This is a genomic window from Ornithinimicrobium cavernae (assembly GCF_003121625.1).
GTDB lineage: Bacteria > Actinomycetota > Actinomycetes > Actinomycetales > Dermatophilaceae > Ornithinicoccus > Ornithinicoccus cavernae.
In genome coordinates this window covers 156,028-178,621 of record NZ_QDDJ01000008.1, presented here as the reverse complement: position 1 = coordinate 178,621, position 22,594 = coordinate 156,028, and the positions used below count along the sequence as shown (strand labels likewise).

At 70.3% G+C, this 22,594-nt stretch carries 24 protein-coding genes; 15 read left to right on the top strand and 9 right to left on the bottom strand.

Annotated features, from left to right (window positions below; translation table 11 throughout):
* Positions 1 to 115: 115 nt before the first annotated feature.
* The 7 genes from DA085_RS11065 to DA085_RS11035 form a co-directional block, all read right to left on the bottom strand.
* A complete protein-coding gene (locus DA085_RS11065) occupies positions 116 to 1,183 on the bottom strand; it encodes a tartrate dehydrogenase (RefSeq protein WP_109473022.1) in 1,068 nt (355 codons plus the stop codon).
* Positions 1,184 to 1,228: 45 nt separating this feature from the next.
* Complete coding sequence (locus DA085_RS11060; protein WP_109473021.1) at positions 1,229 to 2,143, bottom strand: LysR family transcriptional regulator; 915 nt, start codon at positions 2,141 to 2,143, stop codon at positions 1,229 to 1,231.
* A gap of 16 nt (positions 2,144 to 2,159) precedes the next feature.
* On the bottom strand, positions 2,160 to 3,029 hold the full coding sequence (locus DA085_RS11055) for an RNA polymerase sigma-70 factor (RefSeq protein WP_109473105.1): 870 nt from the start codon (positions 3,027 to 3,029) through the stop codon (positions 2,160 to 2,162).
* A 129-nt stretch (positions 3,030 to 3,158) separates the two neighbouring features.
* Positions 3,159 to 3,377, bottom strand: a complete 219-nt coding sequence (locus DA085_RS11050; RefSeq protein ID WP_109473104.1) for a hypothetical protein — start codon at positions 3,375 to 3,377, stop codon at positions 3,159 to 3,161.
* A 155-nt stretch (positions 3,378 to 3,532) separates the two neighbouring features.
* Positions 3,533 to 4,114, bottom strand: coding sequence for a bifunctional adenosylcobinamide kinase/adenosylcobinamide-phosphate guanylyltransferase (locus DA085_RS11045; protein WP_109473020.1), 582 nt, complete (start codon positions 4,112 to 4,114; stop codon positions 3,533 to 3,535).
* 81 nt (positions 4,115 to 4,195) lie between these two features.
* Positions 4,196 to 5,230, bottom strand: coding sequence for an SCO2322 family protein (locus DA085_RS11040; protein WP_109473019.1), 1,035 nt, complete (start codon positions 5,228 to 5,230; stop codon positions 4,196 to 4,198).
* A gap of 157 nt (positions 5,231 to 5,387) precedes the next feature.
* The gene (locus DA085_RS11035; RefSeq protein WP_109473018.1) at positions 5,388 to 6,032 is read right to left on the bottom strand and encodes a DUF937 domain-containing protein; all 645 of its coding nucleotides are present in this window, start codon (positions 6,030 to 6,032) and stop codon (positions 5,388 to 5,390) included.
* Positions 6,033 to 6,124: 92 nt separating this feature from the next.
* Between DA085_RS11035 and DA085_RS11030 the strand changes: the two genes are divergently transcribed.
* On the top strand, positions 6,125 to 6,346 hold the full coding sequence (locus DA085_RS11030) for a hypothetical protein (protein ID WP_109473017.1): 222 nt from the start codon (positions 6,125 to 6,127) through the stop codon (positions 6,344 to 6,346).
* 61 nt (positions 6,347 to 6,407) lie between these two features.
* Here the strand turns inward: DA085_RS11030 and DA085_RS11025 are convergent, their stop codons facing one another.
* Entirely contained in the window at positions 6,408 to 6,998 is a 591-nt protein-coding gene (locus tag DA085_RS11025; protein ID WP_109473016.1) for a DUF3043 domain-containing protein, read from the bottom strand.
* Between the two features lie 39 nt (positions 6,999 to 7,037).
* Here DA085_RS11025 and DA085_RS11020 point away from each other — a divergent pair, with 39 nt between their 5' ends.
* The 12 genes from DA085_RS11020 to DA085_RS10965 all read left to right on the top strand — a co-directional run bounded on the left by DA085_RS11020 (position 7,038) and on the right by DA085_RS10965 (position 19,540).
* Positions 7,038 to 8,426 (top strand): dipeptidase, encoded by a 1,389-nt coding sequence (locus DA085_RS11020; protein WP_109473015.1) that lies wholly within the window; start codon positions 7,038 to 7,040, stop codon positions 8,424 to 8,426.
* Between the two features lie 76 nt (positions 8,427 to 8,502).
* Entirely contained in the window at positions 8,503 to 9,510 is a 1,008-nt protein-coding gene (locus DA085_RS11015; RefSeq protein ID WP_109473014.1) for a glutathione S-transferase family protein, read from the top strand.
* Positions 9,507 to 10,442 (top strand): DMT family transporter, encoded by a 936-nt coding sequence (locus tag DA085_RS11010; protein WP_109473013.1) that lies wholly within the window; start codon positions 9,507 to 9,509, stop codon positions 10,440 to 10,442. The genes DA085_RS11015 and DA085_RS11010 overlap by 4 nt, the downstream gene beginning before the upstream one ends.
* Before the next feature lie 83 nt (positions 10,443 to 10,525).
* Positions 10,526 to 11,485, top strand: a complete 960-nt coding sequence (locus tag DA085_RS11005; protein WP_109473012.1) for a hypothetical protein — start codon at positions 10,526 to 10,528, stop codon at positions 11,483 to 11,485.
* A gap of 207 nt (positions 11,486 to 11,692) precedes the next feature.
* The gene (trpS, locus tag DA085_RS11000; protein ID WP_109473011.1) at positions 11,693 to 12,832 is read left to right on the top strand and encodes a tryptophan--tRNA ligase; all 1,140 of its coding nucleotides are present in this window, start codon (positions 11,693 to 11,695) and stop codon (positions 12,830 to 12,832) included.
* Between the two features lie 4 nt (positions 12,833 to 12,836).
* Positions 12,837 to 13,958 carry a glycerate kinase gene (locus tag DA085_RS10995; protein WP_109473010.1) on the top strand — a complete coding sequence of 374 codons (1,122 nt, stop codon included), beginning with the start codon at positions 12,837 to 12,839 and terminating at the stop codon, positions 13,956 to 13,958.
* A 139-nt stretch (positions 13,959 to 14,097) separates the two neighbouring features.
* The gene (locus DA085_RS10990; protein WP_109473009.1) at positions 14,098 to 14,472 is read left to right on the top strand and encodes a HesB/IscA family protein; all 375 of its coding nucleotides are present in this window, start codon (positions 14,098 to 14,100) and stop codon (positions 14,470 to 14,472) included.
* Positions 14,473 to 14,605: 133 nt separating this feature from the next.
* Positions 14,606 to 15,580 (top strand): carbohydrate kinase family protein, encoded by a 975-nt coding sequence (locus tag DA085_RS10985; protein ID WP_109473008.1) that lies wholly within the window; start codon positions 14,606 to 14,608, stop codon positions 15,578 to 15,580.
* A gap of 16 nt (positions 15,581 to 15,596) precedes the next feature.
* On the top strand, positions 15,597 to 16,274 hold the full coding sequence (aat, locus tag DA085_RS10980) for a leucyl/phenylalanyl-tRNA--protein transferase (protein WP_109473007.1): 678 nt from the start codon (positions 15,597 to 15,599) through the stop codon (positions 16,272 to 16,274).
* 154 nt (positions 16,275 to 16,428) lie between these two features.
* Positions 16,429 to 17,343 carry an aa3-type cytochrome oxidase subunit II gene (gene ctaC, locus DA085_RS10975; RefSeq protein WP_109473006.1) on the top strand — a complete coding sequence of 305 codons (915 nt, stop codon included), beginning with the start codon at positions 16,429 to 16,431 and terminating at the stop codon, positions 17,341 to 17,343.
* Positions 17,343 to 19,142: an aa3-type cytochrome oxidase subunit I gene (gene ctaD / locus DA085_RS10970; RefSeq protein ID WP_109473005.1), complete on the top strand. Its 1,800-nt coding sequence runs from the start codon at positions 17,343 to 17,345 to the stop codon at positions 19,140 to 19,142. The genes ctaC and ctaD overlap by 1 nt, the downstream gene beginning before the upstream one ends.
* Positions 19,139 to 19,540, top strand: coding sequence for a cytochrome c oxidase subunit 4 (locus DA085_RS10965; protein WP_109473004.1), 402 nt, complete (start codon positions 19,139 to 19,141; stop codon positions 19,538 to 19,540). Before ctaD ends, DA085_RS10965 begins: the two co-directional genes overlap by 4 nt.
* A gap of 95 nt (positions 19,541 to 19,635) precedes the next feature.
* On the opposite strand, the gene DA085_RS10960 is transcribed toward DA085_RS10965, so the two are convergent.
* Entirely contained in the window at positions 19,636 to 20,058 is a 423-nt protein-coding gene (locus DA085_RS10960; RefSeq protein ID WP_109473003.1) for an HIT family protein, read from the bottom strand.
* A gap of 507 nt (positions 20,059 to 20,565) precedes the next feature.
* On the opposite strand from DA085_RS10960, the gene DA085_RS10955 reads away from it, so the two are divergent.
* Both DA085_RS10955 and DA085_RS10950 read left to right on the top strand, forming a co-directional pair.
* On the top strand, positions 20,566 to 21,420 hold the full coding sequence (locus tag DA085_RS10955; RefSeq protein WP_109473002.1) for a TetR family transcriptional regulator C-terminal domain-containing protein: 855 nt from the start codon (positions 20,566 to 20,568) through the stop codon (positions 21,418 to 21,420).
* A 158-nt stretch (positions 21,421 to 21,578) separates the two neighbouring features.
* On the top strand, positions 21,579 to 22,592 hold the full coding sequence (locus DA085_RS10950; protein WP_109473001.1) for a phosphotriesterase family protein: 1,014 nt from the start codon (positions 21,579 to 21,581) through the stop codon (positions 22,590 to 22,592).
* Positions 22,593 to 22,594: the final 2 nt, after the last annotated feature.

Below are 22,594 nucleotides of genomic sequence, written 5' to 3'. Positions count from 1 at the left end.
TTTGACTCCTTGGGTGCTGCCGGGGATGGTGGGTTTCTGCAACGGTGTGTGTGGCGCAGGGGGCGGTATGCCGTGTGGCAGGTGAGTGGCCGCCGTGCGGCGGCAGGTGGGCCGCCTACAGCGCGTTGATGACGGCCTCGACGAACTCGTCGGTGGTCGCGGTGCCGCCGACGTCCCTGGTGCGGGTGCCGGACTCCATGACCTTGTCGACGGCGCCGCGGATCCGGTCCGCCTCCTCGGGGAGGTCGAGGTGGTCGAGCATCAGGGCGGCACTGATGAGTGCGCCGACGGGGTTGGCCAGGCCCTGACCGGCGATGTCGGGGGCCGAGCCGTGCACCGGCTCGAACATCGACGGGGCGGTCCGGTCCGGGTTGAGGTTGGCGCTGCCGGCGAGGCCGAGGCTGCCGGCCATGGCGCTGCCAAGGTCGGACAGGATGTCCGCGTGGAGGTTGGAGGCCACGACCACCGAGAGGTCCTCGGGCCGCAGCACGAACCTGGCGGCCATGGCATCGACCAGGACGCGCTCGGTGACCACGTCCGGGTAGTCGGCCGCGACACGGTCGAAGACCTCGTCCCACAGGACCATGCCGTGCTGCTGGGCGTTGCTCTTGGTGACGCAGGAGACCTTCTTGCGCTCGCGGGTCAGGGCCAGGTCGAAGGCGAAGCGGATGATCCGTTCGCTGCCCGCCTCGGTGAAGACCGCGCTCTGCACGGCGACCTCGGAGGGGCCCTGACGGCCACCGAAGTTGCGCCCGCCGAAGCCGGAGTACTCTCCCTCGCTGTTCTCCCGGACCACGATCCAGTCCAGCCCGCGGTCGTGCGCGTTGACGATGGGGGAGGGCACCCCGGCGTGGAAGGTGACGGGGCGGATGTTGGCCCACTGGTCGAAGCCCTGGCAGATCGCCAGGCGCAGGCCCCAGAGCGTGATGTGGTCGGGCACGTCCGGCCAGCCGACGGCCCCGAAGTAGATCGCGTCGAAGCCGCGGAGCTGCTCCAGACCGTCAGCCGGCATCATCACGCCGTGCTGGTGGTAGTAGTCGGTTCCCCACGGGAAGTCCTGCCACTCCAGCGCGAAGCTGGGGTGGCGGTCCTGGAGGGCGGTGAGGACCGCGCGGCCGGCCTCGACCACCTCGCTCCCGACGCCGTCGGCGGGGATCGCCGCGATCCGGTAGGTGCGTGTCATGGACGGCGACGCTAGGTCCGCGCGGTCCGTCGTGTCCAAGACTTGTTATGGATGTGGGTCATCAAAATCGCTTATGTCCGCAGGCCAGTCCAGGGAGAGGGCGAGGTCCAGCAGCGCCTGGGCGGCGGGGGTGAGGCGGGTCCGGCGGTGGATCAGGTCGACCTGGAGCCGCATCGGCTCCTGCAGCGAACAGACCTTCGCGCCGGCCCGGCGCGCCAGGTCGGCCCAGGCTGAGGAGAGGACCGCGATGCCGACGCCGTCCAGCACGAGGGGGAGGATCGCCGACCGGTGCTCGACCTCGATGGCGATGGTCATCGTGGACTCGTAGGTGAGCTGGTCGGCCATCTGCCGCATGACACTGCCGGGCGGGGACACGACCAGCCGCTGCCCGTCGAGGTCGCCGGGCCCGATCGGGTGGTCGGCGGGCAGCTCGCTGTCGGCCGGCGCGATCAGCACCATCTCCTGCTGGCCCAGGGTGTGCCGCACGATCGTGGGCGGGTAGGGCCTGGCGAGCGCACCGACCAGGCCCAGCTCGCAGGCCCCGCTGAGCACCAGGGCCACCGAGTCGTCCCGACCGAACGTGGCCAGGGCGTTGATGGTGATCTCTGGATAGCGGCGGCTCAGGTGCCGCGTCAGCCGGGTGAACGGCTCGACGCTCTGGGAGGGCATGAGGGCGAGGTCGATGCGTCCCGTGTGGTCGATGCCGACCGAGCGGGTGGCGGTCCGCGCCACCGCGAGGTCGCGCAGCACCTGCCGGGCCATCGGCACCAGCGCGGCGCCGGCATCCGTCAGGCGGGCACCGCTGGGCACCCGGTGGAACAGGGGCACCCCCAGGTCACGCTCGAGGGCGGCGACAGCCTGCGACAGGGCCGGCTGGCTGACGTGCAGCTGGCTGGCGGCACGGCCGAACCCGCCGTGCGTGACCACCCCGAGGAAGTAGGTGAGCTGGCGGGTGTCCATGGCCGCACCAGCGTAGTCACCGGGTCAGTGGTGCCGCGCCCCCGTCCGCCCGGGCCAGCTTCTCGGGGTTGCGCACGAGGTACAGCGCCGTGATCAGGCCGCCCTCGATGCGCAGGGTCGCCACGACGTCGAGCACGCCGTCGCCGAAGATCCGCAGCGCCGGGTGCCCGTTGACCGAGGCGATGTCGTAGGTCATCTGACCGGGGTACCTGCCGAACACGGCCGCCATCCAGCGGAGCACCTTGCTCACGCCGTGGATCGGGCGCAGCGCCGCCTGCCTCAGACCGCCGCCGTCGGAGAACATCACGACATCCGGGGCCATGAGCTCCATCAGGGGCTGCAGGTCGCCGCCCGAGGTGGCCTCCAGGAAGCGCCGCAGCACCTCCTCGGTCTCGGCCGTCGGCACGGGTTCGGGCCGTCGGCTGCGCACGGCACGCCCGGCCCGGCTCGCCACCTGTCGCACCGCCGCCGGCGACTTGTCCACCGCCGCCGCGATCTCGGCATACTCGAACCCGAACACCTCCCGCAGGATGAAGACCGCCCGCTCGGTCGGGTTCAGGGTCTCCAGCACCATGAGCATGGCGGTGGAGACCGAGTCCGCGAGCTCGACGTCCTCCGCCACGTCCGGCGAGGTCAGCAGCGGCTCGGGCAGCCACGGACCGACATAGGTCTCCCGTCGGCGCTGCAGGGTGCGGATCCGGTTCAGGGCCTGGCGGGTGACGATCCGGACCAGGTAGGCACGTGGGTCCCGGACCGTGGACCGGTCCACCTCCGACCAGCGCAGCCACGTCTCCTGCACCACGTCCTCGGCGTCGGCGGCCGAGGAGAGCATCTCGTAGGCCACGGTGAAGAGCAGGTTGCGGTGCTCCAGGAACGGGTCACTCATGGTCTCGGGGGTGCCGTGTGGCTGGTGGTGGACATCTGGTGCTCCTCCTCGGTCGACCGGTCCGGGCGGGCCGGTGACCATGGAGACACCGGTGGCGCCGGATCCGTGACGCGTCGTGAGGGACCGGGGTCAGAGGACGGTGAGCTTGGCGAACGGGCTCACGATGCGCACCGTCTGGGTGCCGAAGTCGACCGTGACCGCGTGGGCCTCCACGCCGACGACGCGCCCCATCCCGTAGGAGTCGTGGATCACCCGGTCGTCCTGGGCGAACTCCGCGATGACCGGCTCGGGGTCGGGTCGGAAGGGGCTGTTGGCGAGCTGGCGTCGCCGTGCGGGTGGTTTGGACATCATGGCCAGTATGCACCGTGGTGCCAGGCCGTGCCCAGCCGGGCGGGTGCCGCGCACCCGGCGGGGCAGGTTCCGTGCAGCCCGGCGGGGCAGGTTCCGTGCACCCCGGCCGGGCGGTCGCCGCGCACCGGTTCGGCCGCTGGGCCGCTCCCCACTCAGCGGCTGAGGGCCGCGAAGGTGCTGGTGCCGAGCGCTGACGGTGCGTCGCTGAGATCCACGATCCGGCCCCCGACGATGAGGTGGACCCGCTGGCTCATGGCGCTGAACCGGTGGTTCACGTGCGAGAGGACCGCGCGGTAGGTCGCCTCCCGCTCGGAGGCCGCCTCCCCGCCCCAGCCCACCTCGTCGGAGATCGCCACGATGTCGTGGGGGAGGGCGGTGTAGGCGACGAGCAGCTCGTCGAGCACCGGCTCCAGGGTCGCGATCGCGCTGTCCGGCTCGCGCCACAGGTCGTGCTGCTCCAGCATCCGCCAGACCCAGTGGGCCAGCGTGTCGATGAGCACCGGGTGCCGTGAGAAGACCAGCGCCTGGGAGAGCCCGGTGGTCTCGACCGTCCGCCAACCGGCCGGGCGCCGGGCCCGCTCGGCCTCGACCCGTGCGGTGGACCCGGGGTCGGCCCCGTCGAGCGCCCTGGGGCCGGTCGCGATGTAGGTGACGCGCTCGTGGGCGGCGAGGAGAGAGATCGCGTAGGCGGACTTGCCGTTGCGTGCTGCACCCAGCACGAGTGTCGTAGCCATGCCAGAACCTTCAGGAGAAGAGGAGAGTGGCTCCCAGACTAGTCGACTCCCGTGGGGTGGACACGCCACCGGCCCACTCCGTCAGCGGCCCTCCCCGTCCCTCGGCGACCGGTCGTCGGGGCCCCCTCGGGACGGGCCGTCCGACGCGTCACGGAACCCCTCGTCATACGGCATCCCCTGGGCGTCCCTCAGGCGCCGGTTGCGGGCTGACGTGGCCACGAGGGCGAGGATGCCGAGCAGCACCAGCACGCCCACCACCCACGCCCACGGGGGCACGCCCTCGCCGGGCTCCTCGTCCTCCGCTGCGGCCTCGTCCGGGGTCTCCGAGGGGGTGGTGCTGGCGGCCCCGTCCCCGGAGGCGGTCTCCTCGGTCGTGGGGTCCCCGGCCGTCCCCTCGCCGGTGGTCGGGTCGGTCGGCGGCTCGGTGGCCGTCCCTGTTCCGGCCTCGCCCTCGGTGGTCTGCCCGGTCGGCTGTCCGCTGTCGGTCGGCTGTTCGGTGGGCGGAGATTGCTCCGTGGGCTGGCCGTCAGTGGGCGGTGTCACGATGGCGGAGCCCACCGGCACGACCGGGATCTCGATCGGCTCGTCCGGAGCCAGCTGCTCCGGCGACGGCTCGGCGACCTCGTCGCTACAGCCGGTCGCGGGGAAGCGCGCGAGACCGCAGAGCATGTCCGCCTCGTCGGTGCGCACGTCCCCGACCGCCTGGCGCACGAGGTCCAGCATGGTGGCGTCGGGGTCGGCGGCGACGCACTGGGCGCCCGGTCCGGGCGGGGTCGCGCCCTCGGGGGCGTCGACATCGCGTCCCGGGTCGATGACCAGGGCGACGCGCTTGCTGCCGTCCTCCGCGGGCACGTCCGCGCACACGTCGTCGAAGGCGAGCACGTCGCGGGGCGATCGCACGTCCTCGCCGGAGGAGACGGCGAACCGGAGGCCCTGGACGGTGCCGTCCTCCGGGACGGTCGTGGCCACGCCCTCGACGGCGAAGGCCCACTCGCCGTCGACGAGGTGGTAGTAGCCCCAGAACTGGTAGCCCACCGCGTGCGCAGCCAGCGGGGCGACCAGAACGGACGTCACGGCCAGGGCGAGCACCGCGGCGAGTCGGCGGAGTCGGGTCATCCCCTCACCGTAACGAGATCGAGGACATCTGCAGCGCGCTCGGCGGGGTGACCGCCCGGGCGACGACGCGCTCGGTGGGGTGACCGCCCGGGCGACGACGCGCTCGGTCGGGTGATGTCCCGGGCGACCACGCGCTCGGTCGGGAGGGGGGAGGGGGTCAGCGGTTGGGGCCGCCGAGCAGGCCGCCCAGCAGGTCGTCCAGACCGAACCCGCCCGCGGCACCGGCCTTCCCCTTCTGGGGAGTCTTGCCGAGCGCGCCGCCGAGCAGGTCCCCGAGGAGGTCGCCGACCTCACCGGAGCCGGCCGGTCCGCCGGCAGGAGTGTCCGCCGGGCCGCTGGGAGCCTTAGGCGTCCGGGTCGGCGCGTCCCCGCCGCCGAGGGCGTCCCCGAGGGCGCCGCCCAGACCGCCGCTGCCGCTGAGCTTCTTGGCCAGCCAGGACAGCACGATGGGAGCGAGGATCGGCAGCAGCTTCCGGATCAGTGTGCCGCCGGCACCGCCCAGGCCACCGAGCTGGTTGACCACGTCCTCGCTCTGGTTGCCGAAGATGTGATGGACGATCTTCGCGCCGTCGGCGGTGTCGATGCCGGACGGGTCGCTCAGCGGGTCGCGGTCGGTGTGCTCACCGAGGGCGCCGGTCAGCGAGGCGGCCCCCTCGGGGTTGCGGGCGTTGGCGCTCAGGCCGCCCACCAGCGCGGGCAGCACCTGCCGCACGGCCTGCTCCACCTCCGCCTCGTCGGCGCCCACCTGCTGCGCGAGCCGGGACACGGGGATCGCGGACAGCAGCTCGTCGTACTGGCTCATCGTGTTCCACCCTTCGGGCCATCGGTCCCGAGCGGACCGAACCTGCACCGACACTAGGGCAGTCCGGGGCGTCTGCGCCTAGGGTAGAACCCATGAGCGATGTCTTTACGTGGCGGTACGGCGACGAGACCGGGGCACCGATCCCCGACCTGGGGCTCACCGGGCTGGCCTTCCCGACGCAGGCCGACGCGGAGGCCTGGCTCTCCGACGAGTGGCACCACCTGGCCGACGCCGGGGTGAAGTCGGTGACCCTGCTCAACGGGGACCACGAGGTCTACGGCCCGATGGGCCTGGGGCCGGCCGACGTCGGCTGACGCCGAGCCCGACGTGACCTGACGGCGAGCGCCGAACCCGACCCCGCCGCATACCGGTCCCTCAGCGGCGGTGCACGACCACCGGGTCACCGCGCTTGAGCTGCGGCCGGGGCACGCGGGACATCCGCATCTGCAGCGAGCGGAGCGCGACGTACCAGGCCACGCCGCGGGTCTGGCCCTCCCCGAACTCCTCGGTGACCCGCTTCTTCGCGCGCCGACCCAGCAGCCAGGCGTCCAGGATGCCGACCGCCATCACGCCGTAGACCAGCGGCAGGATCAGGATCTGCGCCCGCGGGTTCTGCCCGCCCAGGAGCATCACCGCGAGCACGATGAGCATCAGCGGCAGCAGGAACTCACCGACGTTCCACCGCGTGTCGACCATGTCGCGCAGCAGCCGCTTGACGGGTCCGCGGTCGCGCGGCGGCAGGTACTTCTCCTCGCCGCGCAGCATGCCCTGCCGGGCCTCCTCGCGCTCCGCCCGCTGGCGGGCCTTCTGGTCGGCGCTGACCGCCTTGGCGTTGCCGACGAGAGGACGCCGGTTGGCCGCCTCCTGGTCCCTGCGCTTGGGGGTCGGGCGGTTCTTCGCGCCGGGGCGCTCCTCGACGGCGGGAGCGGGCTCGGGCTCTGCGGTGGGCTTCTTGCGGGACAACACCCCTCCACTGTATGTCGTGGGGCGGCTATCGTCGGCCACGTGACTTCCGCGAACCCCACCACCGAGACCGGTCCCGACGAGCGCACCGCCGAGCTGGCGGCCCGGGTCAAGGAGCTGATGCCCGGGATCCGCAGCGACCTGGAGGCCCTGACCCGCATCCCGTCGGTGTCGCTGGACTCCTTCGACCAGCGCCACGTGGACGAATCCGCGCAGGCCGTGGCCGACCTGCTCCTCGCCGAGGGCCTGGACGTCCGGATCGTCCGGGAGGGCGGCCGCCCCGCGGTCATCGGTCACCTGCCGGGGCCGGAGGGGTCACCGACCGTCCTCCTCTACGCCCACCACGACGTGCAGCCCCCGGGCGACGAGGCCGACTGGAACACGCCGATGTTCGAGCCGACGGAGATCGACGGGCGGCTCTACGCCCGAGGTGTCGCCGACGACAAGGCCGGCGTGCTGGCCCACGTCGCGGCCCTGCGCGCCCACGGCGGCAGGCCGCCGGTCGGCGTCACCGTGTTCGTCGAGGGGGAGGAGGAGATCGCCTCCGAGAGCCTCCCGGCCATCCTGGAGAAGCACGGCGAGAGCCTGCAGGCGGACGCGATCGTGCTGGCCGACAGCCAGAACTGGGAGATCGGTGTCCCCGCCCTCACCACGACCCTGCGCGGCCTGGTCCGGGTGGTCGTCGAGGTCCGTGCCCTCGACCACGGTGTGCACTCCGGCATGTTCGGCGGCGCGGTCCCCGACGGCCTGACCGCGCTGGCGCGGCTGCTGGCCACGCTGCACGACGAGGCCGGTGACGTCGCCGTGGCCGGGCTGCAGTCCTCGGAGGCCGCCGACCTGGACTACCCGGAGGGCAAGCTGCGCGCCGAGTCCGGTCTCAGCGAGGGCGTCAGCCCGATCGGCACCGGCTCGTTCCTGTCGCGGATGTGGACCAAGCCGTCGATGACGGTCATCGGCATCGATGCGCCCAGCGTCGCCAAGGCGGCCAACCTGCTCACGCCGGTCGGGCGGGCCAAGCTGTCGATGCGCATCCACCCGGCCGAGGACCCGCGCACCGCCTACGACCTGCTCAGGAAGCACCTCGAGGAGCACGCCCCTTGGGGCTGTCAGGTCACCGTGACCCTGGACGACGAGGGCCCCGGGTTCGCCGCCGAGGCGCAGGGTCCCGTCTACGACGCGGCACGCAGCGCCTTCCGCGACGCCTGGGACGGCACCGAGCCCGTCGACATCGGCGTCGGCGGGTCCATCCCGTTCGTCGCCAGCTTCGCCGAGCGGTTCCCGGACGCCGCGATCCTGGTGACCGGCGTCGAGGACCCGGACACCCGCGCCCACGCCGCCAACGAGAGCCTGCACCTGGCCGAGTTCGAGCGGGTCTGCCTCGCCGAGGCCCTCCTGCTGGAGAAGCTGGGCCGTATGCCGTCCGCCGGCTGAGCCCGGCGGTGTCCCGCCCCCTCGGTGGGGGACACACGCGATCACCCGACCACGCGCCATACCCAGGAGGAGACAGATGGCTGACCAGGGCAAGTACGTCGAGGAGTCCTACCAGCGCGACACCCGCTACATCCCGACGCGGATCACCGCGGACGGTCGCGACGGGTTCCCGGTCGAGCCGGGGCGCTACCGCCTGGCGGTGAGCCGGGCGTGCCCGTGGGCGCACCGGACGACGATCGTGCGCCGGCTGCTCGGGCTCGAGCCGGTCCTGTCCATGGCGGTCGCCGGCCCGACCCACGACGCCGACAGCTGGACCTTCGACCTGGACCCCGGCGGCGTCGACCCGGTGCTGGGCATCCCGCGCCTGAAGGACGCCTACGAGGCCCGGCCCGACGGCTACAAGCCGGGCGTGACCGTGCCCGCGATCGTGGACACCACGACCGGTCAGGTCGTCACCAACGACTTCGCGCAGATCACGCTCGACTTCTCCACCGAGTGGACACAGTTCCACCGTGAAGGGGCGCCTGACCTCTACCCGGAGGCGCTGCGCGCGGAGATCGACGAGGTCGCCCAGCTCGTCTACGAGGACGTCAACAACGGTGTCTACCGGTGCGGTTTCGCGGGCCGGCAGGAGTCCTACGAGCAGGCCTACGACCGGCTGTTCGCCCGCCTCGACTGGCTGAGCGAGCGCCTGGCCGGTCAGCGCTACCTGGTCGGGGACACGATCACCGAGGCCGACATCCGCCTGTTCACCACGCTGGTGCGCTTCGACGCCGTCTACCACGGCCACTTCAAGTGCAACCGTTCCAAGCTGAGCGAGATGCCGGTGCTGTGGGCCTATGCGCGCGACCTGTTCCAGACGCCCGGTTTCGGCGACACGGTCAACTTCGAGCACATCAAGGCGCACTACTACGAGGTGCACCTGGACATCAACCCGACCGGCATCGTCCCCAAGGGGCCGGACCCCTCGGGGTGGCTCACGGCCCACGAGCGCGAGGCGCTGGGCGGGTCGCCGTTCGGTGAGGGCACCCCGCCCGGCCCCGTGGCCGAGGGCGAGGACGTCCCGCCCCTCACCGGCGCATGACCGCGGCCGGCACCTCCCGGGACCTGACCTGGGTGGTCGCGCTCGCCGCCTGCTTCTGGGGCACGTCGGCACTGATGCGGGAGCCGCTGGCGCAGGTGCTCGATGCCGCCACGATCGTCATGTGGGAGCACGTGGTCCTGGTGCTCGTACTGTCCCCGTGGCTGCTGCCCGCACTGCGGCGGTGGTCGACGGCGCCGGGTCGGGTGCGCGTGGGCGCGGTCGTCATCGGCGCCGGCTCGTCGGCACTGGCCACGACGCTGTTCACCGCGGCCTTCCGCCTGGGCGACCCGATCACCCCGCAGATCCTGCAGAAGCTCCAGCCCCTGATCGCCATCCTGCTGGCCGCGGTGATCCTGGGGGAGCGGCTGCGACCCCGGTTCTGGTGGTTCGCTGTCCCGGCCCTGGGCGGTGCCTGGCTGATGACCTTCGCCGACCCGCTGTCGGTCCGGATCGGGGACGCCTCCGCGGCGCTGCTCGCACTGGGCGCGGCGACCCTGTGGGGCGCCGGCACCGTGCTGGGGCGCCTGGTCGACGGGCACCTCGGGCCCCGGGACACGCTGGCCCTGCGCTTCGGCTTCGGCCTGCCCGCTGCGGCCGTGATCGTGGCCGTGTCCGGGGCGGGCTGGACGATGCCTGTGGGACAGGTGCCGTTGCTGCTGCTCCTCGCGCTGGTGCCGGGTGCGCTGGCGCTGGGCCTCTACTACGTCGGCCTGCGGCGCACTGCGGCCTCGCGCGCCACACTCGCCGAGCTGATGTTCCCGGTGACCTCGGTGCTCGTCGGCGTCACCCTGCTCGACACCACGCTGACCTGGAGCCGCTGGCTCGGGATCGTCATCGTCGTGGTGGCAGTGACCGCCCTCGTGCTGCACGAGGCACGGGCCCGTCGCCCCGGGGTGGTGCAGCAGCCCGCCGCGCTCGCCGTGCGGGACTAGAGGTCCGCCCGTTGGTGGGCGGTCGGAACCGTCGGGGTCGGCCGCGCGTCCCACCTCATGGAAGCAACGAGGCAAGGTGCGCCATGAAGCGGTTGACTCTGGTGGTTGTGACCACCCTGACACTGGTGCTGGCGGCCTGCGGCACCGAGTCCGGACCCTCCTCTCCGGGGAGCCCGCCTGACGGGTCGTCTGGCCCGGGCGGTCCGCCTCAGGACACCGTCGGCCCGCCGACCGCGCCACAGGTCATTGTCGACCCGGAGGCTGAGGTGGTCGGGCTCGGCATCCTCATGCACGCCGAGGAGTCGGGACCGGTCGAGCTGTGCCTCGGCGCGGTCGCGGAGTCCTACCCGCCACAGTGCGGGGGGCCGGTGCTCGAGGGGGAGTTCTCCTGGGACGAAGTGGAGGCCGAGACGGCCGGCGGGGTCACCTGGACCAACGAGGGTTACTACGTGACCGGCCACTACGACCCGTCCGGCTCTCCCGACGGGACGATCACCCTGACCAGACCGGTGCGAGCCGACCCACCCGAGGGCTACCCGCAGCCCGAGGCAGTCGATGACTCCTTCCCGCAGCTGTGCGAGGACCCCACCGCCGACGTCCGTGACTCCGACCCGGTGGCCGACACGTCCGGTCCCGACGGCGTCGAGCAGGAGAATGCGCTCCAGCAGCTCGCCCAGGGCACGGACGGCTATGCAGCCCTGTGGGGCTCGGGCGGCGGAGTGATGAACGTGGTCGTGACCACGGACGCGGAGGAGGCCCGGCGACAGTTCCGAGAGGTTTATTCGGGTCCGCTCTGCGTCGTGCAGCGGGACGTGCCCACCGAGGCCGACGCCCGCGCGGCGCAGGATGCCGTGAGCGCAGAGTTCCAGGAGCTGCGGCTGCTGTCCGCCGGCTACGCTGCCGTTTCCGGCGTGCTGGACGTGCAGGTGCTCCTCGCGGACGAGACGACGGTCGACCGGATCCACGAACTCGTCGCGCCCTGGCTGTCGCCTGACGAGATCGTGATCCACAGCGCCCTGCAACCGCTGGAGCCCGCGGACTAGCGATGGAGAGGGCGCGTTCGAGACCGCGACGCGAAGGCGACGCACGGGACGGCTGCCACAATAGGTAGAGTGAGTGGCATGACACCTGTGCGCTCCTGGTGGCCGTCGACCCGACGGCCCTGACGCACTCCTGCACACTCCAAGGCCGTCCAGCGGGCGGCCTTGACCCATGTCCGGGCCCGTCCTCGGGGCGGCGGAAAGGCAACGATGACCACCGAGACCGACCCGACCGCATACCAGGACGAGGACGCCGTCGTCGGCGACATCCTGGCCGCCTCGACCTCCGACGCCTCCCTGGCCCGCACGATCGCGCGCTCGGCGCAGATCGAGGCGGAGATCGACCAGGACGCCAGCCGCTTCCGGGTCCTCACCGGGGACCGCCCGACCGGCAACCTGCACCTGGGCCACTACTTCGGCACGCTGCGCAACCGGGTGCTGCTGCAGCAGCGGGGGGTCGAGACGTTCATCCTGGTCGCTGACTACCAGGTCATCGCCGACCGCGACGGCGTGGGTCCCATCCGGGAGCGGGTCTACTCGCTGCTGGCCGACTACCTCGCGGTGGGGCTGGACCCTGAGGCGACCACGATCTTCACGCACTCCAGCATCCCGGCGCTGAACCAGCTGATGCTGCCCTTCCTGTCGCTGGTCACCGACTCCGAGCTGCGCCGCAACCCGACGGTCAAGGCGGAGTTCGAGGCGACCGGCGGCCGGCCCATGTCCGGGCTGCTGCTGACCTACCCCGTGCACCAGGCGGCGGACATCCTGTTCTGCAAGGCCAACCTGGTCCCCGTCGGCAAGGACCAGGTCCCGCACCTGGAGCAGGCCAGGGTGGTCGCCCGCCGGTTCGACGAGCGCTACGGCCGGGTCGATGCCAGCCAGCCGGTGTTCCCGCCGCCGGAGCCGCTGCTGTCGGAGGCGGCGAGCCTGCTGGGCACCGACGGCACCAAGATGTCCAAGTCCAGGGGCAACACGATCGAGCTGGGGATGGACGCCGACACCACGGCCAAGGTGCTGAAGAAGGCCGTGACCGATGCCGACCGGAACATCACCTACGACCCGGTGAACCGCCCGGAGGTCTCCAACCTGGTGCTGCTCGCGGCCCTGGCCAGCGGCCGCACGCCGCAGGACGTCGCCGCCGAGATCGGCGACGGCGGCGGCGGTGCGCTCAAGAAGGTCGTCACCGAGGCCGTCAACGAGCACTTCGCCCCGATCCGGGCACGTCGGGCCGAGCTGGCCGAGGACCAGGGTTACCTGCAGCAGGTCCTGGCCCGCGGCAACGCGCGTGCCACGGAGATCGCCGAGGCGACGCTGGACGAGGTCCGCGCCGCCATGCAGATGACCTACTGAGACCATGCGTGTCGTCCTGGCCACCGGGCAGTATGCCGCCGCGCCCGGCCCCCTGTCGGCTGCGGTGAGCCTGGCCGAGGGGTGGGCCCGCACCGCGCCGGGGGACCAGGTCGTCGTGGCGCCGGTCTCCGACGGTGGCTCCGGCTTCGTCGAGGTCCTGGCGCACGCCCTCGACGCGCACCCGACCCCGGTGGTGGTGACCGGTCCGACCGGTCAGGAGGTCCCCGCCCAGCTGCTGCTGCACGAGGGCAGCGCCTACGTCGAGGCGGGACAGGCCGCCGGTCGGCACCTGGGCGCCGACGTGCTGGAGGCGGTCCTTGGTCCGGGCGACCACCGCGCTCAGGACGAGTCGGGGGAGCGGGCCGCGCGGGAGCTGTCCGGACTCACCAGCCGCGGGGTCGGGGAGCTGATCGAGGCGGCCCTGGATGCGGGGGCCGGCCGGATCGTGCTCGGCTGCGGCGACCTCGCCAGTCACGACGGCGGCCTGGGTTTGCTGCAGGCGCTCGGCGCCGGGGAGGACCTGTCCGGGCTGCCTGCGGTGCGGGAGCGGTTGCGGGGGACCACACTCCTGCTGGCGCACGCCACGCCCGTGCCGCTCACCGGGTTCCACGGCGCCAGCGCCGCCCTCGGCACCGAGCACGGTGTCCCGGCACAGGTCACCCAGCGGCTGGAGGAGCGCCTCGGGCGCCTCACCGAGCAGGTCAACCGGATCCTCCCGTCCCGCACCGACCTGCTCAGCGGCACACCGATCCGACCCGAGCGGACCGAGGGCGCCGGCGTCGGCGGTGGCGTCGGCTACGCCGCGGTCCTGCTCGGGGCCCGGCCCGTCGTCGGGGCCACCTTCGTGCTGGACGAGATCGGCCTCGCCGACGTGCTGCCCGGGGCACTGGTGGTCACCGGTGGTGAGGCCTACGACTACCGCACGGTGCACGACGGCGTCATCGCCGAGGTGGCCCACGCGGCGCTGGAGGTGGGCTCGCCGAGCATCGTGCTGGCCGAGCGGATCGAGGTGGGGCGCCGCGAGGGGATGTCGCTGGGGGTCTCCGGTGCCTACGAGCCGCGGGAGGGCGAGGACCTTGCTGCCCTTGCCCAAAGGGTCGCCCGCACGTGGTCGCCCAGGCCGTGACACGGACGAAGCCTGACCCGGCGCCCGCGGGGCGGTGGTGTTCTTTCGGCCGATCGGTCGTACCCTGGAAGCAGGGAACAACCCCGCCAGACCGGTTGTTGCGCCCGACAAGCGTTTCCCGAGAGGACAGGACGGACTGATGAGCGTGCAGGACACCCAGACCCAGACCAGCACCGAGACCACGGCGGAGCACGGCGTCGTCCTGACGGCTGTGGCCGCGGAGAAGGTGAAGTCACTGCTCGCCCAGGAGGGGCGCGATGACCTGCGCCTGCGGATCGGCGTCCAGCCGGGCGGCTGCTCCGGCCTCATCTACCAGCTGTACTTCGACGAGCGGACCCTCGACGGTGACCTGAGCTCCGACTTCGACGGCGTCGCGGTCGTCGTGGACCGGATGAGCGCGCCCTACCTGGACGGCGCCACCATCGACTTCGCCGACACCATCGAGAAGCAGGGCTTCACCATCGACAACCCCAACGCCGGCAGCTCCTGCGCCTGCGGCGACTCCTTCGGCTGATCCGCTCGAGCGCGAGACAGCGGCCGGTTCCCCACACGGGGGACCGGCCGTTCCGCGTCCGGGCAGGGACCGGAGGCCGCGGTGTCCGCGCTGGGGTTGGGTGGGCCACAGGCCGTCGCGATAGGTTGCGGCCGTGAGAATCGCCGTCTGCGGGTCCATCGCGACCGACCACCTGATGACCTACCAGGGGCGCTTCGCCGACTCCCTGGTGCCCGACCAGCTCGCCAAGATCTCGGTGTCGTTCCTGGTGGACGACCTGCAGCTGCGGCGTGGCGGGATCGGCGCCAACATCAGCTTCGGCATGGCCCGTCTCGGGCACCGGCCGGTGCTGGTCGGGGCCGTCGGGGAGGACTTCGCGGCCTACCGCTCCTGGCTGGAGCGGCACGGTGTCAACTGTGAGCACATCCTCGTCTCGGAGGTGCGGCACACCGCCCGGTTCGTCTGCACCACCGACGAGGACATGGCCCAGATCGCCTCGTTCTACGCCGGGGCCATGAGCGAGGCCCGCAACCTCGAGCTGGGGCCGATCGTCACGGCCGTCGGTGGCGTGGACCTGGTGATGATCAGCCCCGACGACCCGGAGGCGATGCTGCGTCACTCTGCCGAGTGCCGCACCAGGGGCATCCCGTTCGCCGCCGACCCCAGCCAGCAGCTGGCGTTCATGGACGGTGCCTCGATCCGCACCCTGGTCGACGGGGCGACGTACCTGTTCACCAACGAGTACGAGGCCGCGATGACCGAGCAGAAGACCGGCTGGTCGGCCGAGGAGATCCTGGACCGCGTCGGCACCCGGATCATCACGCGGGGTCGGGACGGGGCCACGATCCTGCGCCGTGGCGAGGACCCGGTGCACGTGCCGATCGCGGCGGCCGTGAAGCGCGTGGACCCCACCGGTGTCGGCGACGCGTTCCGCGCAGGCTTCCTCGCCGGCCTGGCGTGGGAGCTGTCGCCGGAGCGCTGTGGTCAGCTGGGGTCGACGCTGGCCAGCTACGTCCTGGAGACGGTGGGCACCCAGGAGTACACCTTCGACGCGCCCGGCTTCCTCGACCGCTTCTCCGAGGCCTACGGTGCGCAGGCCGGCGCCGAGGTCGCTGCGCACCTGGCCTGAGGGAGACCCGAGCTGTATGCCGATCGAGCCGGCCCCCACGCAGTGGAACCTGGATCTCGGGCAGGCCCAGCCGGGGGAGGACCTGGTCGGAGTCGGGGCCGACCTCGAGCCGGGCACGCTGCTGGCGGCCTACCGGTCCGGCATCTTCCCGATGGGCCTGGGGGTGCACGGCGGTGGTGTCCTGGGCTGGTGGTCGCCCGACCCGCGCGGTGTGCTGTTCCCCGAGGACCTGCGGGTCAGCCGCTCGCTGCGGCGCTCCTGCGCCGGTTTCGAGTTCCGGGTCGACTCGGCCTTCGAGGAGGTCCTGGCCGCCTGTGCCGCCCCCGACCGGCCGGGCCGCTGGATCACGCCGGCCATCGCCCGCGCCTACACCGAGCTGCACCGCCTCGGCTGGGCCCACTCCGTGGAGACCTGGCGCGACGGTGAGCTGGTCGGGGGCCTCTACGGCGTGGCGGTCGGTGGGTTGTTCGCGGGGGAGTCCATGTTCCACCGGGCGACGGACGCCTCCAAGGCTGCGCTCGTGCACCTCGTCTCGCTGGTGTCCCCGACGAAGGCGCTCATCGACGTGCAGTGGCGGACCGAGCACCTGGCGACGCTGGGCGTCACGGAGGTGAGCCGCACGGCATACACCCGGTTGTTGGCCGAGGTGCTCGGCGAGCCACTGCCACCCGCCTTCGGTGGCCGGCCCGTCTGAGAGGCGGCCACGGCCCTCCCGGGCACAGGCGCACCACCGTGCTCAGGGGCAACGCGCGCGGACTCCGACATCCGGGTCCACCCTGCCCCTCGGCCGTGCGCACGAGGGGGTAGGCTCTGGCGTGGAAAACCATGGCTCGATAGTGAGGTGCGCATTGCAACGGCAGACTGCCCCAGCCCGTCGCCGCAGAAGGATCGGCGGACTCGGTCTACTGGCTGCCCTCGTCCTGGTCCTGAGCGGGTGCGGCGCCGAGTTCCGGCGCGGCTACCTCCCCGAGCCGGTGACCGAGATCGGGCCGAAGGTCATCAACTTCTGGAACTGGACGTGGATCGCCGCGCTGGCCATCGGTGTGCTGGTGTGGGGGCTGACCCTGTGGTGCATCGTGGCCTACCGCCGCAAGAAGGACGAGAAGGGTCTGCCTGAGCAGATCCGTTACAACATCCCGCTGGAGATCCTCTACACGATCGTGCCGATCCTGATGGTCGCCGTGCTGTTCGGCAAGACCGTCGAGCTGCAGCACGAGATGGTGGACACCTCCGCGGAGCCCGACGTGACCGTCAACGCCATCGGCAAGAAGTGGTCCTGGGACTTCAACTACGTCGAGGCCGAGGCGCACATCATCGGCACGCAGGCCTCTGACCTGGGCAAGGGCGAGCCGGGGCTTCCCGAGACGCTGCCCACCCTCGTCCTGCCCGTGGACAGCCGCATCGAGTTCGTCCTGACCTCGCGCGATGTCATCCACTCCTTCTGGGTGCCGCAGTTCCTGACCAAGCTCGACATGATGCCCGGCCGGGTCAACACGTTCCAGGCCGTGACCACCGAGGAGGGCACCTTCCAGGGCAAGTGCGCCGAGCTGTGCGGCGCCTACCACTCGGAGATGCTGTTCCAGGTCCAGGTCGTGTCCCAGGAGGAGTACGACGCCTTCATCGAGGACCTCAAGGCCACCGGCGGCGACGGCCTCGTCGGCAACGAATACAACCTCTACGGTCTCCACGAGGGCGAGCCGGCCAAGCTGCCGCCGGCGCTCCTCGAGGACTATGACGCCTCGGTCGAGGAGGAGGAGAACTGATGGCCATCACCACGACGCGGCCCTCTGGCGAGATCGTCCCCGCCCGGGAGCCCGGGAGGCCCAACGAGAGCCTGGGCAGGATCCTCGTCAAGTGGATCACCACGACCGACCACAAGGTGATCGGCAACCTGTACTTCGTCACGACCGTGGCCTTCTTCATGCTCGGTGGTCTGCTCGCGCTGATCATCCGCGCCGAGCTGTGGGCCCCCGGCATGCAGGTCGTGGACAACCCCGAGCAGTTCAACCAGATGTTCACCATGCACGGCACGATCATGCTGCTGCTGTTCGCGACCCCGCTGTTCGCGGGCTTCGCGAACGCGCTGATGCCGCTGCAGATCGGTGCACCGGACGTCGCGTTCCCGCGGCTGAACATGTTCGCCTACTGGCTGTTCCTGTTCGGCGGCCTGATCACCGTCGGTGGGTTCATCACCCCCGGTGGCGCGGCGTCGTTCGGGTGGTTCGCCTACCAGCCGCTGGCCGGTCCCACCCACAGCCCCGGACTCGGTGGTGACCTGTGGGTGATGGGTCTGGCCCTGGCCGGCTTCGGCACCATCCTGGGTGCCGTCAACTTCGTCACCACGATCGTCTGCATGCGTGCTCCCGGCATGACCATGTTCCGGATGCCGATCTTCACCTGGACCGTGCTGATCACCTCGATCCTGGTCCTGATGGTCTTCCCGGTCCTGGCCGCGGCGTTCTTCGGCATGGCAGCGGACCGCATCGTCGGTGCGCACATCTACGACCCGGAGCACGGCGGAGCCATGCTGTGGCAGCACCTGTTCTGGTTCTTCGGCCACCCCGAGGTCTACATCATCGCGCTGCCGTTCTTCGGCCTGATCTCAGAGATCATCCCGGCCTTCAGCCGCAAGCCGATCTTCGGCTACAAGACGCTGGTCTTCGCCACCGTCGCGATCGCGGCCCTGTCGGTCAGCGTCTGGGCGCACCACATGTACGCCACCGGCGCGGTGCTGCTGGAGTTCTTCGCGATCATGACCATGCTCATCGCGGTTCCCACAGGTGTGAAGTTCTTCAACTGGGTCGGCACGATGTGGGGCGGTCACCTGACCTTCGAGACGCCGATGCTCTGGTCCATCGGCTTCCTGGTGACCTTCCTGTTCGGTGGTCTGACCGGCGTCATCCTGGCCAGCCCGGTGCTCGACTTCCACGTCACCGACTCCTACTTCGTCGTGGCGCACTTCCACTACGTGGTCTTCGGCACCGTGGTGTTCGCGATGTTCGCGGGCTTCTACTTCTGGTGGCCGAAGTTCACCGGCCACATGCTGGACGAGGCGCTGGGCAAGCTGCACTTCTGGATGCTGTTCGTCGGCTTCCACGGCACCTTCCTGATCCAGCACTGGCTCGGCGCCATGGGCATGCCCCGCCGCTACCCGGACTACATGCCGGAGGACGGGTTCACCTGGATGAACCAGCTGTCCACGGTCTCGGCCTTCCTGCTGGGCGCCTCGATGCTGCCCTTCCTGTATGCGGTGTGGAAGAGCTTCAAGACCGAGAAGGTCACCGTCGACGACCCGTGGGGCTGGGGCGCCTCGCTGGAGTGGGCCACCTCGTGCCCGCCGCCGCGGCACAACTTCAACTCGCTCCCGCGCATCCGCTCCGAGCGCCCGGCGTTCGACCTGCACCACGCGGACGTCGCCACCATGGAGTCCGCCGAGCCGGACAAGGGCGTCCTGGAGACGCTGCTGGGCGGTCCGGACACTGACTCGGCCGGTCGGCAGGGGACCGTCACGGGCGGTTCCAAGGGCCACGGAGGACACGACACGGAGGGAGACGCCCGATGAGGGTTGAGACAAAGCTTTTCTACTGGCTGCTGGCGTTCTTCGTGATCGTCGCGGCCGTCTACACCTACTTCACCGGCTTCACCGAGCCCGTCGGAGCCGTGGGACTGCTGCTGACCGCCATCATGTGCGCGATGATCGCGTGGTACCTCGGCAAGACGGGGCGCAAGCTCGACCTGCGTCCGGACGACAACGAGGACGGCGAGATCGCCGACCAGGCCGGTCCCTACGGCCACTTCAGCCCCCACTCCTGGTGGCCGCTGTGGCTGGGCCTCTCCGGCGCAGCAGTCTTCCTCGGGGTGGCTATCGGATGGTGGATGGTGCTGATCGCGGCCCCGTTCCTGGCCATCTCCACGGTCGGCTGGGTCTTCGAGTACTTCCGGGGTGAGCACGCCGTCTGAGGCGCTGCCGCACCAACGCACGGCCGTCGCATCCTCGTGGGTGTGGCGGCCGTCGTGTTGCCCGTCCTGCACCGGGTCGACTCAAGGTCGGATGACTAGTCAGCGGCGAGGGAGGTCGCAACGCGGTCGAGCTGATCCCTTGTGGCGCTCTGACCTGGCAACCTGATGGTGATGGCGTCCCCGGCATGCCGAGGAAGCACGTGCATATGGACATGCGGGACGTCCTGCTCGGCCTCAGCGCCATCGGAGAGATGGAGATTCACTGCTGGCGCGTGCTGTGCCCTGATCCGCCTGGCCATGATCTGGGTCATGCTCCACAAGGCAGTGCCTTCCTCCGCCGTGAGGTACTCCAACGACGGAACGTGTCGGCGGGGCACAACGAGCACGTGGCCCGGGGCAACGGGGAATGTGTCCATGAATGCAACGACAACCGCATCGCTGGCGGCGACGCTGAGCTCCCCGTGGCCGTCCAGGAGATCACAGAACAGGCAGGCCGTCGCGGGTGCGGTCTCGGGCATGGGATCACTCTACGAACGACGTGGCTCGTGGTGGAACCCTCCGTGCTCGGCAACGTCACCATCGATCGACGCGACGACGGTCGCCTCCGGCACATTCGCCCAGGGGGTGGCGAAGAAGAACTGGGCTACATGTTCCTACCAGCGACGCGGGCACGGAACTATGCGACGGAGGCCCGTACCGCTGCCCTCCACTGGTTCAGGGAGGCGTACCCCCAGGAACTGATGGTCCAGACCGAGCAGGTGGCCAACGTTTGTTTTCCGTCCGTGTCGCTGAGAGGTTGGGCTTCACCGAGGTCGAGCGGTTCGAGGAGTACGGCACCGAACAGTGGTTCGGCATGCTCTGCTCACCAACGTAGCGTGGCGGCGCCATGAAATGCGTAGGACATCGACCTGCCTGTAGGCCGGGCTCCTGATGCAGGACCGTCGCCGATATCCTGAGACACCACACCGCCGAGAGGCGAGTCGCCACTGTGCCAGAATGACCGGTGCACGAAGGTAGAGGGGGTAGTGGTGGTGGCTCCGAGGATTGCGCTCTCCGATCGGGAGCGAAGCGACCTGCGTCGCATCGCCGATTCGCCTGCATCTTCGACCCGGCTGGCGACCAGGGCCCGCATCGTGCTCGCGCTTGAGCAAAACTGGCGAACAAAGGATGTTGCCGAAGCGCTGGGTGTCTCGGCTCCAACGGTCGCGCTCTGGCGCAAGCGGTTTCTTGAGGGGGGCGTCGACGGGCTCTCGGATAAGCACGAGCCGTCAGGTTCGGAGGCCGAGCTGCAGCGCCTGCTCGATGCGGCTGAGCGCACCGTCAGCAAGCGGGGCTTCTGCGCCACCCGCATCTCCGACATCGCCTTCGAGGCCGGCGTCTCGCCATCGTCGATCATGTACTACTTCGATTCACGCCAGGAGACGCTCGTGCGGGCGATGCTGCACGCAAATCAGCGAGCCGCCGTCAACTTCGAGCAGCAGGTACTAGAGGGTGGATTGTCACCTGTTGAGCGCCTGGCGGCCTTCCTGAAGCGCGTGTTGCCGATTGAGGGGAGCCAGCGGGACGAGTACCTCCTTGAGCTCGATCTCCTCGCCCACGCCCGTCAGTACCCGGAGTTCATCGGCATATGGGACGAGTATCAGCGGCGATGGATCGCGGGGCTCGCCTCCATCATTGAGGAAGGGATCGCAGCGGGCGCCTTCAAGCCTTCCGAGTCGCCTCACGAGCTGCTGGCCGCCGCCGCACTCGCAATGATCGACGGCTTCGGCTACCAGCTCGCGGTCGGTGCCACCATCGTTCCCCGCGAGGCGATGCTCGATTCTGTCGCTGACTATCTCTCCCTGCAACTGGGCGTTCCCATAGAGATGCTGCGAGCATGACGCCGCGGAGCGATGGAGTGGGGACCAAGTTGGAAAGAAAGATATTGTCCACATGAACATGTAGACATTTTCTTCTCCTTCACTTACTGTGGGAGCGGTTGCGAGTGGTTCTGAGAGCCCTTCGGACATCGTTGTCGCCATCCACGAAGTGAGGATCAATGCCGATCTACACGGTTTTAGGCCCGATCGGGCGGGATCAGCTCGGGCCGACGAGCATGCATGAGCATGTCTTCATCGACGCGCGCGTCTGGCACACCGAGTCCCCCGAAGCCGGCCCCGAAGACGGGGTCGTCAGGCTCGAGAACTACGGGTTCCATCGCTGGAACCTCGTCGCCAACCCGAACAACCTGATCCTCGACAACCTCGAAGATGCGGTCGAGGAGCTCGCCTTCCTGACGGAGGTGGGAGGATCGGCGATCGTCGACCTCTCGAACATCGGCCTAGGGCGCGAGGTGGAGAAACTGCGCGAGGTCAGTCGGCGCACCGGACTGCACATCATCTCGGGTGCTGGCTGCTATATCAACGACTCTCACCCCGAATGGGTGGAGCGAATCTCGGAGGACGACCTCGCGCAGCTGTTCTTCGACGATCTCACGAAGGGCATGGACGGCACCGACATCCGCGCTGGCATCCTCGGCGAGATTGGCACGAGCTCGCCGGTGACCCCACGCGAGCGAAAGGTCCTCGCGGCGGCCGCCCAAGCCTCGCTTCGAACCGGCACTACGGTGTCGGTGCACCTCGATCCCGCCGGCCAGCGCGGTGTCGACGTGTTCGAATTCCTGACCGAACAAGGCATGACGCGCGACCGCATCGTGCTTGGGCACACCGACGAGCAGCTCGATGAGGGCTATCACCGCGAGATGCTCGCCACCGGCGCCACACTTGCGTACGACACGTTCGGCTCCGATTACTACTTCAACGGCCACTTCAAGGATCCGGGTGACGATGAGCGGCTGCGGCTGCTCATCCCACTGCTGCACGAGGGTTTCCACGAGCAGATCGTGCTCGGCTGCGATGTCTTCACGAAGATCCACATGAGGCGTTACGGCGGCTTCGGCTACGACCACCTGCTTCGGCGCATCGTCCCGCTCATGCGCCTGGACGGCATCTCGGACGAGGTGCTGCACACCGTGCTCGTCGAGAACCCGCGACGCGTGCTCGACCGCCCCTGATC

What these genes read in the sequence shown, in the direction of transcription:
- DA085_RS11065 (WP_109473022.1), bottom strand. Translation starts at nt 1,183, where the DNA reads ATGACACGCACCTACCGGATCGCGGCGATCCCCGCCGACGGCGTCGGG.
- DA085_RS11060 (WP_109473021.1), bottom strand. Translation starts at nt 2,143, where the DNA reads ATGGACACCCGCCAGCTCACCTACTTCCTCGGGGTGGTCACGCACGGC.
- DA085_RS11055 (WP_109473105.1), bottom strand. Translation starts at nt 3,029, where the DNA reads ATGAGTGACCCGTTCCTGGAGCACCGCAACCTGCTCTTCACCGTGGCC.
- DA085_RS11050 (WP_109473104.1), bottom strand. Translation starts at nt 3,377, where the DNA reads ATGTCCAAACCACCCGCACGGCGACGCCAGCTCGCCAACAGCCCCTTC.
- DA085_RS11045 (WP_109473020.1), bottom strand. Translation starts at nt 4,114, where the DNA reads ATGGCTACGACACTCGTGCTGGGTGCAGCACGCAACGGCAAGTCCGCC.
- DA085_RS11040 (WP_109473019.1), bottom strand. Translation starts at nt 5,230, where the DNA reads ATGACCCGACTCCGCCGACTCGCCGCGGTGCTCGCCCTGGCCGTGACG.
- DA085_RS11035 (WP_109473018.1), bottom strand. Translation starts at nt 6,032, where the DNA reads ATGAGCCAGTACGACGAGCTGCTGTCCGCGATCCCCGTGTCCCGGCTC.
- DA085_RS11030 (WP_109473017.1), top strand. Translation starts at nt 6,125, where the DNA reads ATGAGCGATGTCTTTACGTGGCGGTACGGCGACGAGACCGGGGCACCG.
- DA085_RS11015 (WP_109473014.1), top strand. Translation starts at nt 8,503, where the DNA reads ATGGCTGACCAGGGCAAGTACGTCGAGGAGTCCTACCAGCGCGACACC.
- DA085_RS11010 (WP_109473013.1), top strand. Translation starts at nt 9,507, where the DNA reads ATGACCGCGGCCGGCACCTCCCGGGACCTGACCTGGGTGGTCGCGCTC.
- DA085_RS11005 (WP_109473012.1), top strand. Translation starts at nt 10,526, where the DNA reads ATGAAGCGGTTGACTCTGGTGGTTGTGACCACCCTGACACTGGTGCTG.
- trpS (WP_109473011.1), top strand. Translation starts at nt 11,693, where the DNA reads ATGACCACCGAGACCGACCCGACCGCATACCAGGACGAGGACGCCGTC.
- DA085_RS10995 (WP_109473010.1), top strand. Translation starts at nt 12,837, where the DNA reads ATGCGTGTCGTCCTGGCCACCGGGCAGTATGCCGCCGCGCCCGGCCCC.
- DA085_RS10990 (WP_109473009.1), top strand. Translation starts at nt 14,098, where the DNA reads ATGAGCGTGCAGGACACCCAGACCCAGACCAGCACCGAGACCACGGCG.
- aat (WP_109473007.1), top strand. Translation starts at nt 15,597, where the DNA reads ATGCCGATCGAGCCGGCCCCCACGCAGTGGAACCTGGATCTCGGGCAG.
- ctaD (WP_109473005.1), top strand. Translation starts at nt 17,343, where the DNA reads ATGGCCATCACCACGACGCGGCCCTCTGGCGAGATCGTCCCCGCCCGG.
- DA085_RS10965 (WP_109473004.1), top strand. Translation starts at nt 19,139, where the DNA reads ATGAGGGTTGAGACAAAGCTTTTCTACTGGCTGCTGGCGTTCTTCGTG.
- DA085_RS10960 (WP_109473003.1), bottom strand. Translation starts at nt 20,058, where the DNA reads ATGCCCGAGACCGCACCCGCGACGGCCTGCCTGTTCTGTGATCTCCTG.
- DA085_RS10950 (WP_109473001.1), top strand. Translation starts at nt 21,579, where the DNA reads ATGCCGATCTACACGGTTTTAGGCCCGATCGGGCGGGATCAGCTCGGG.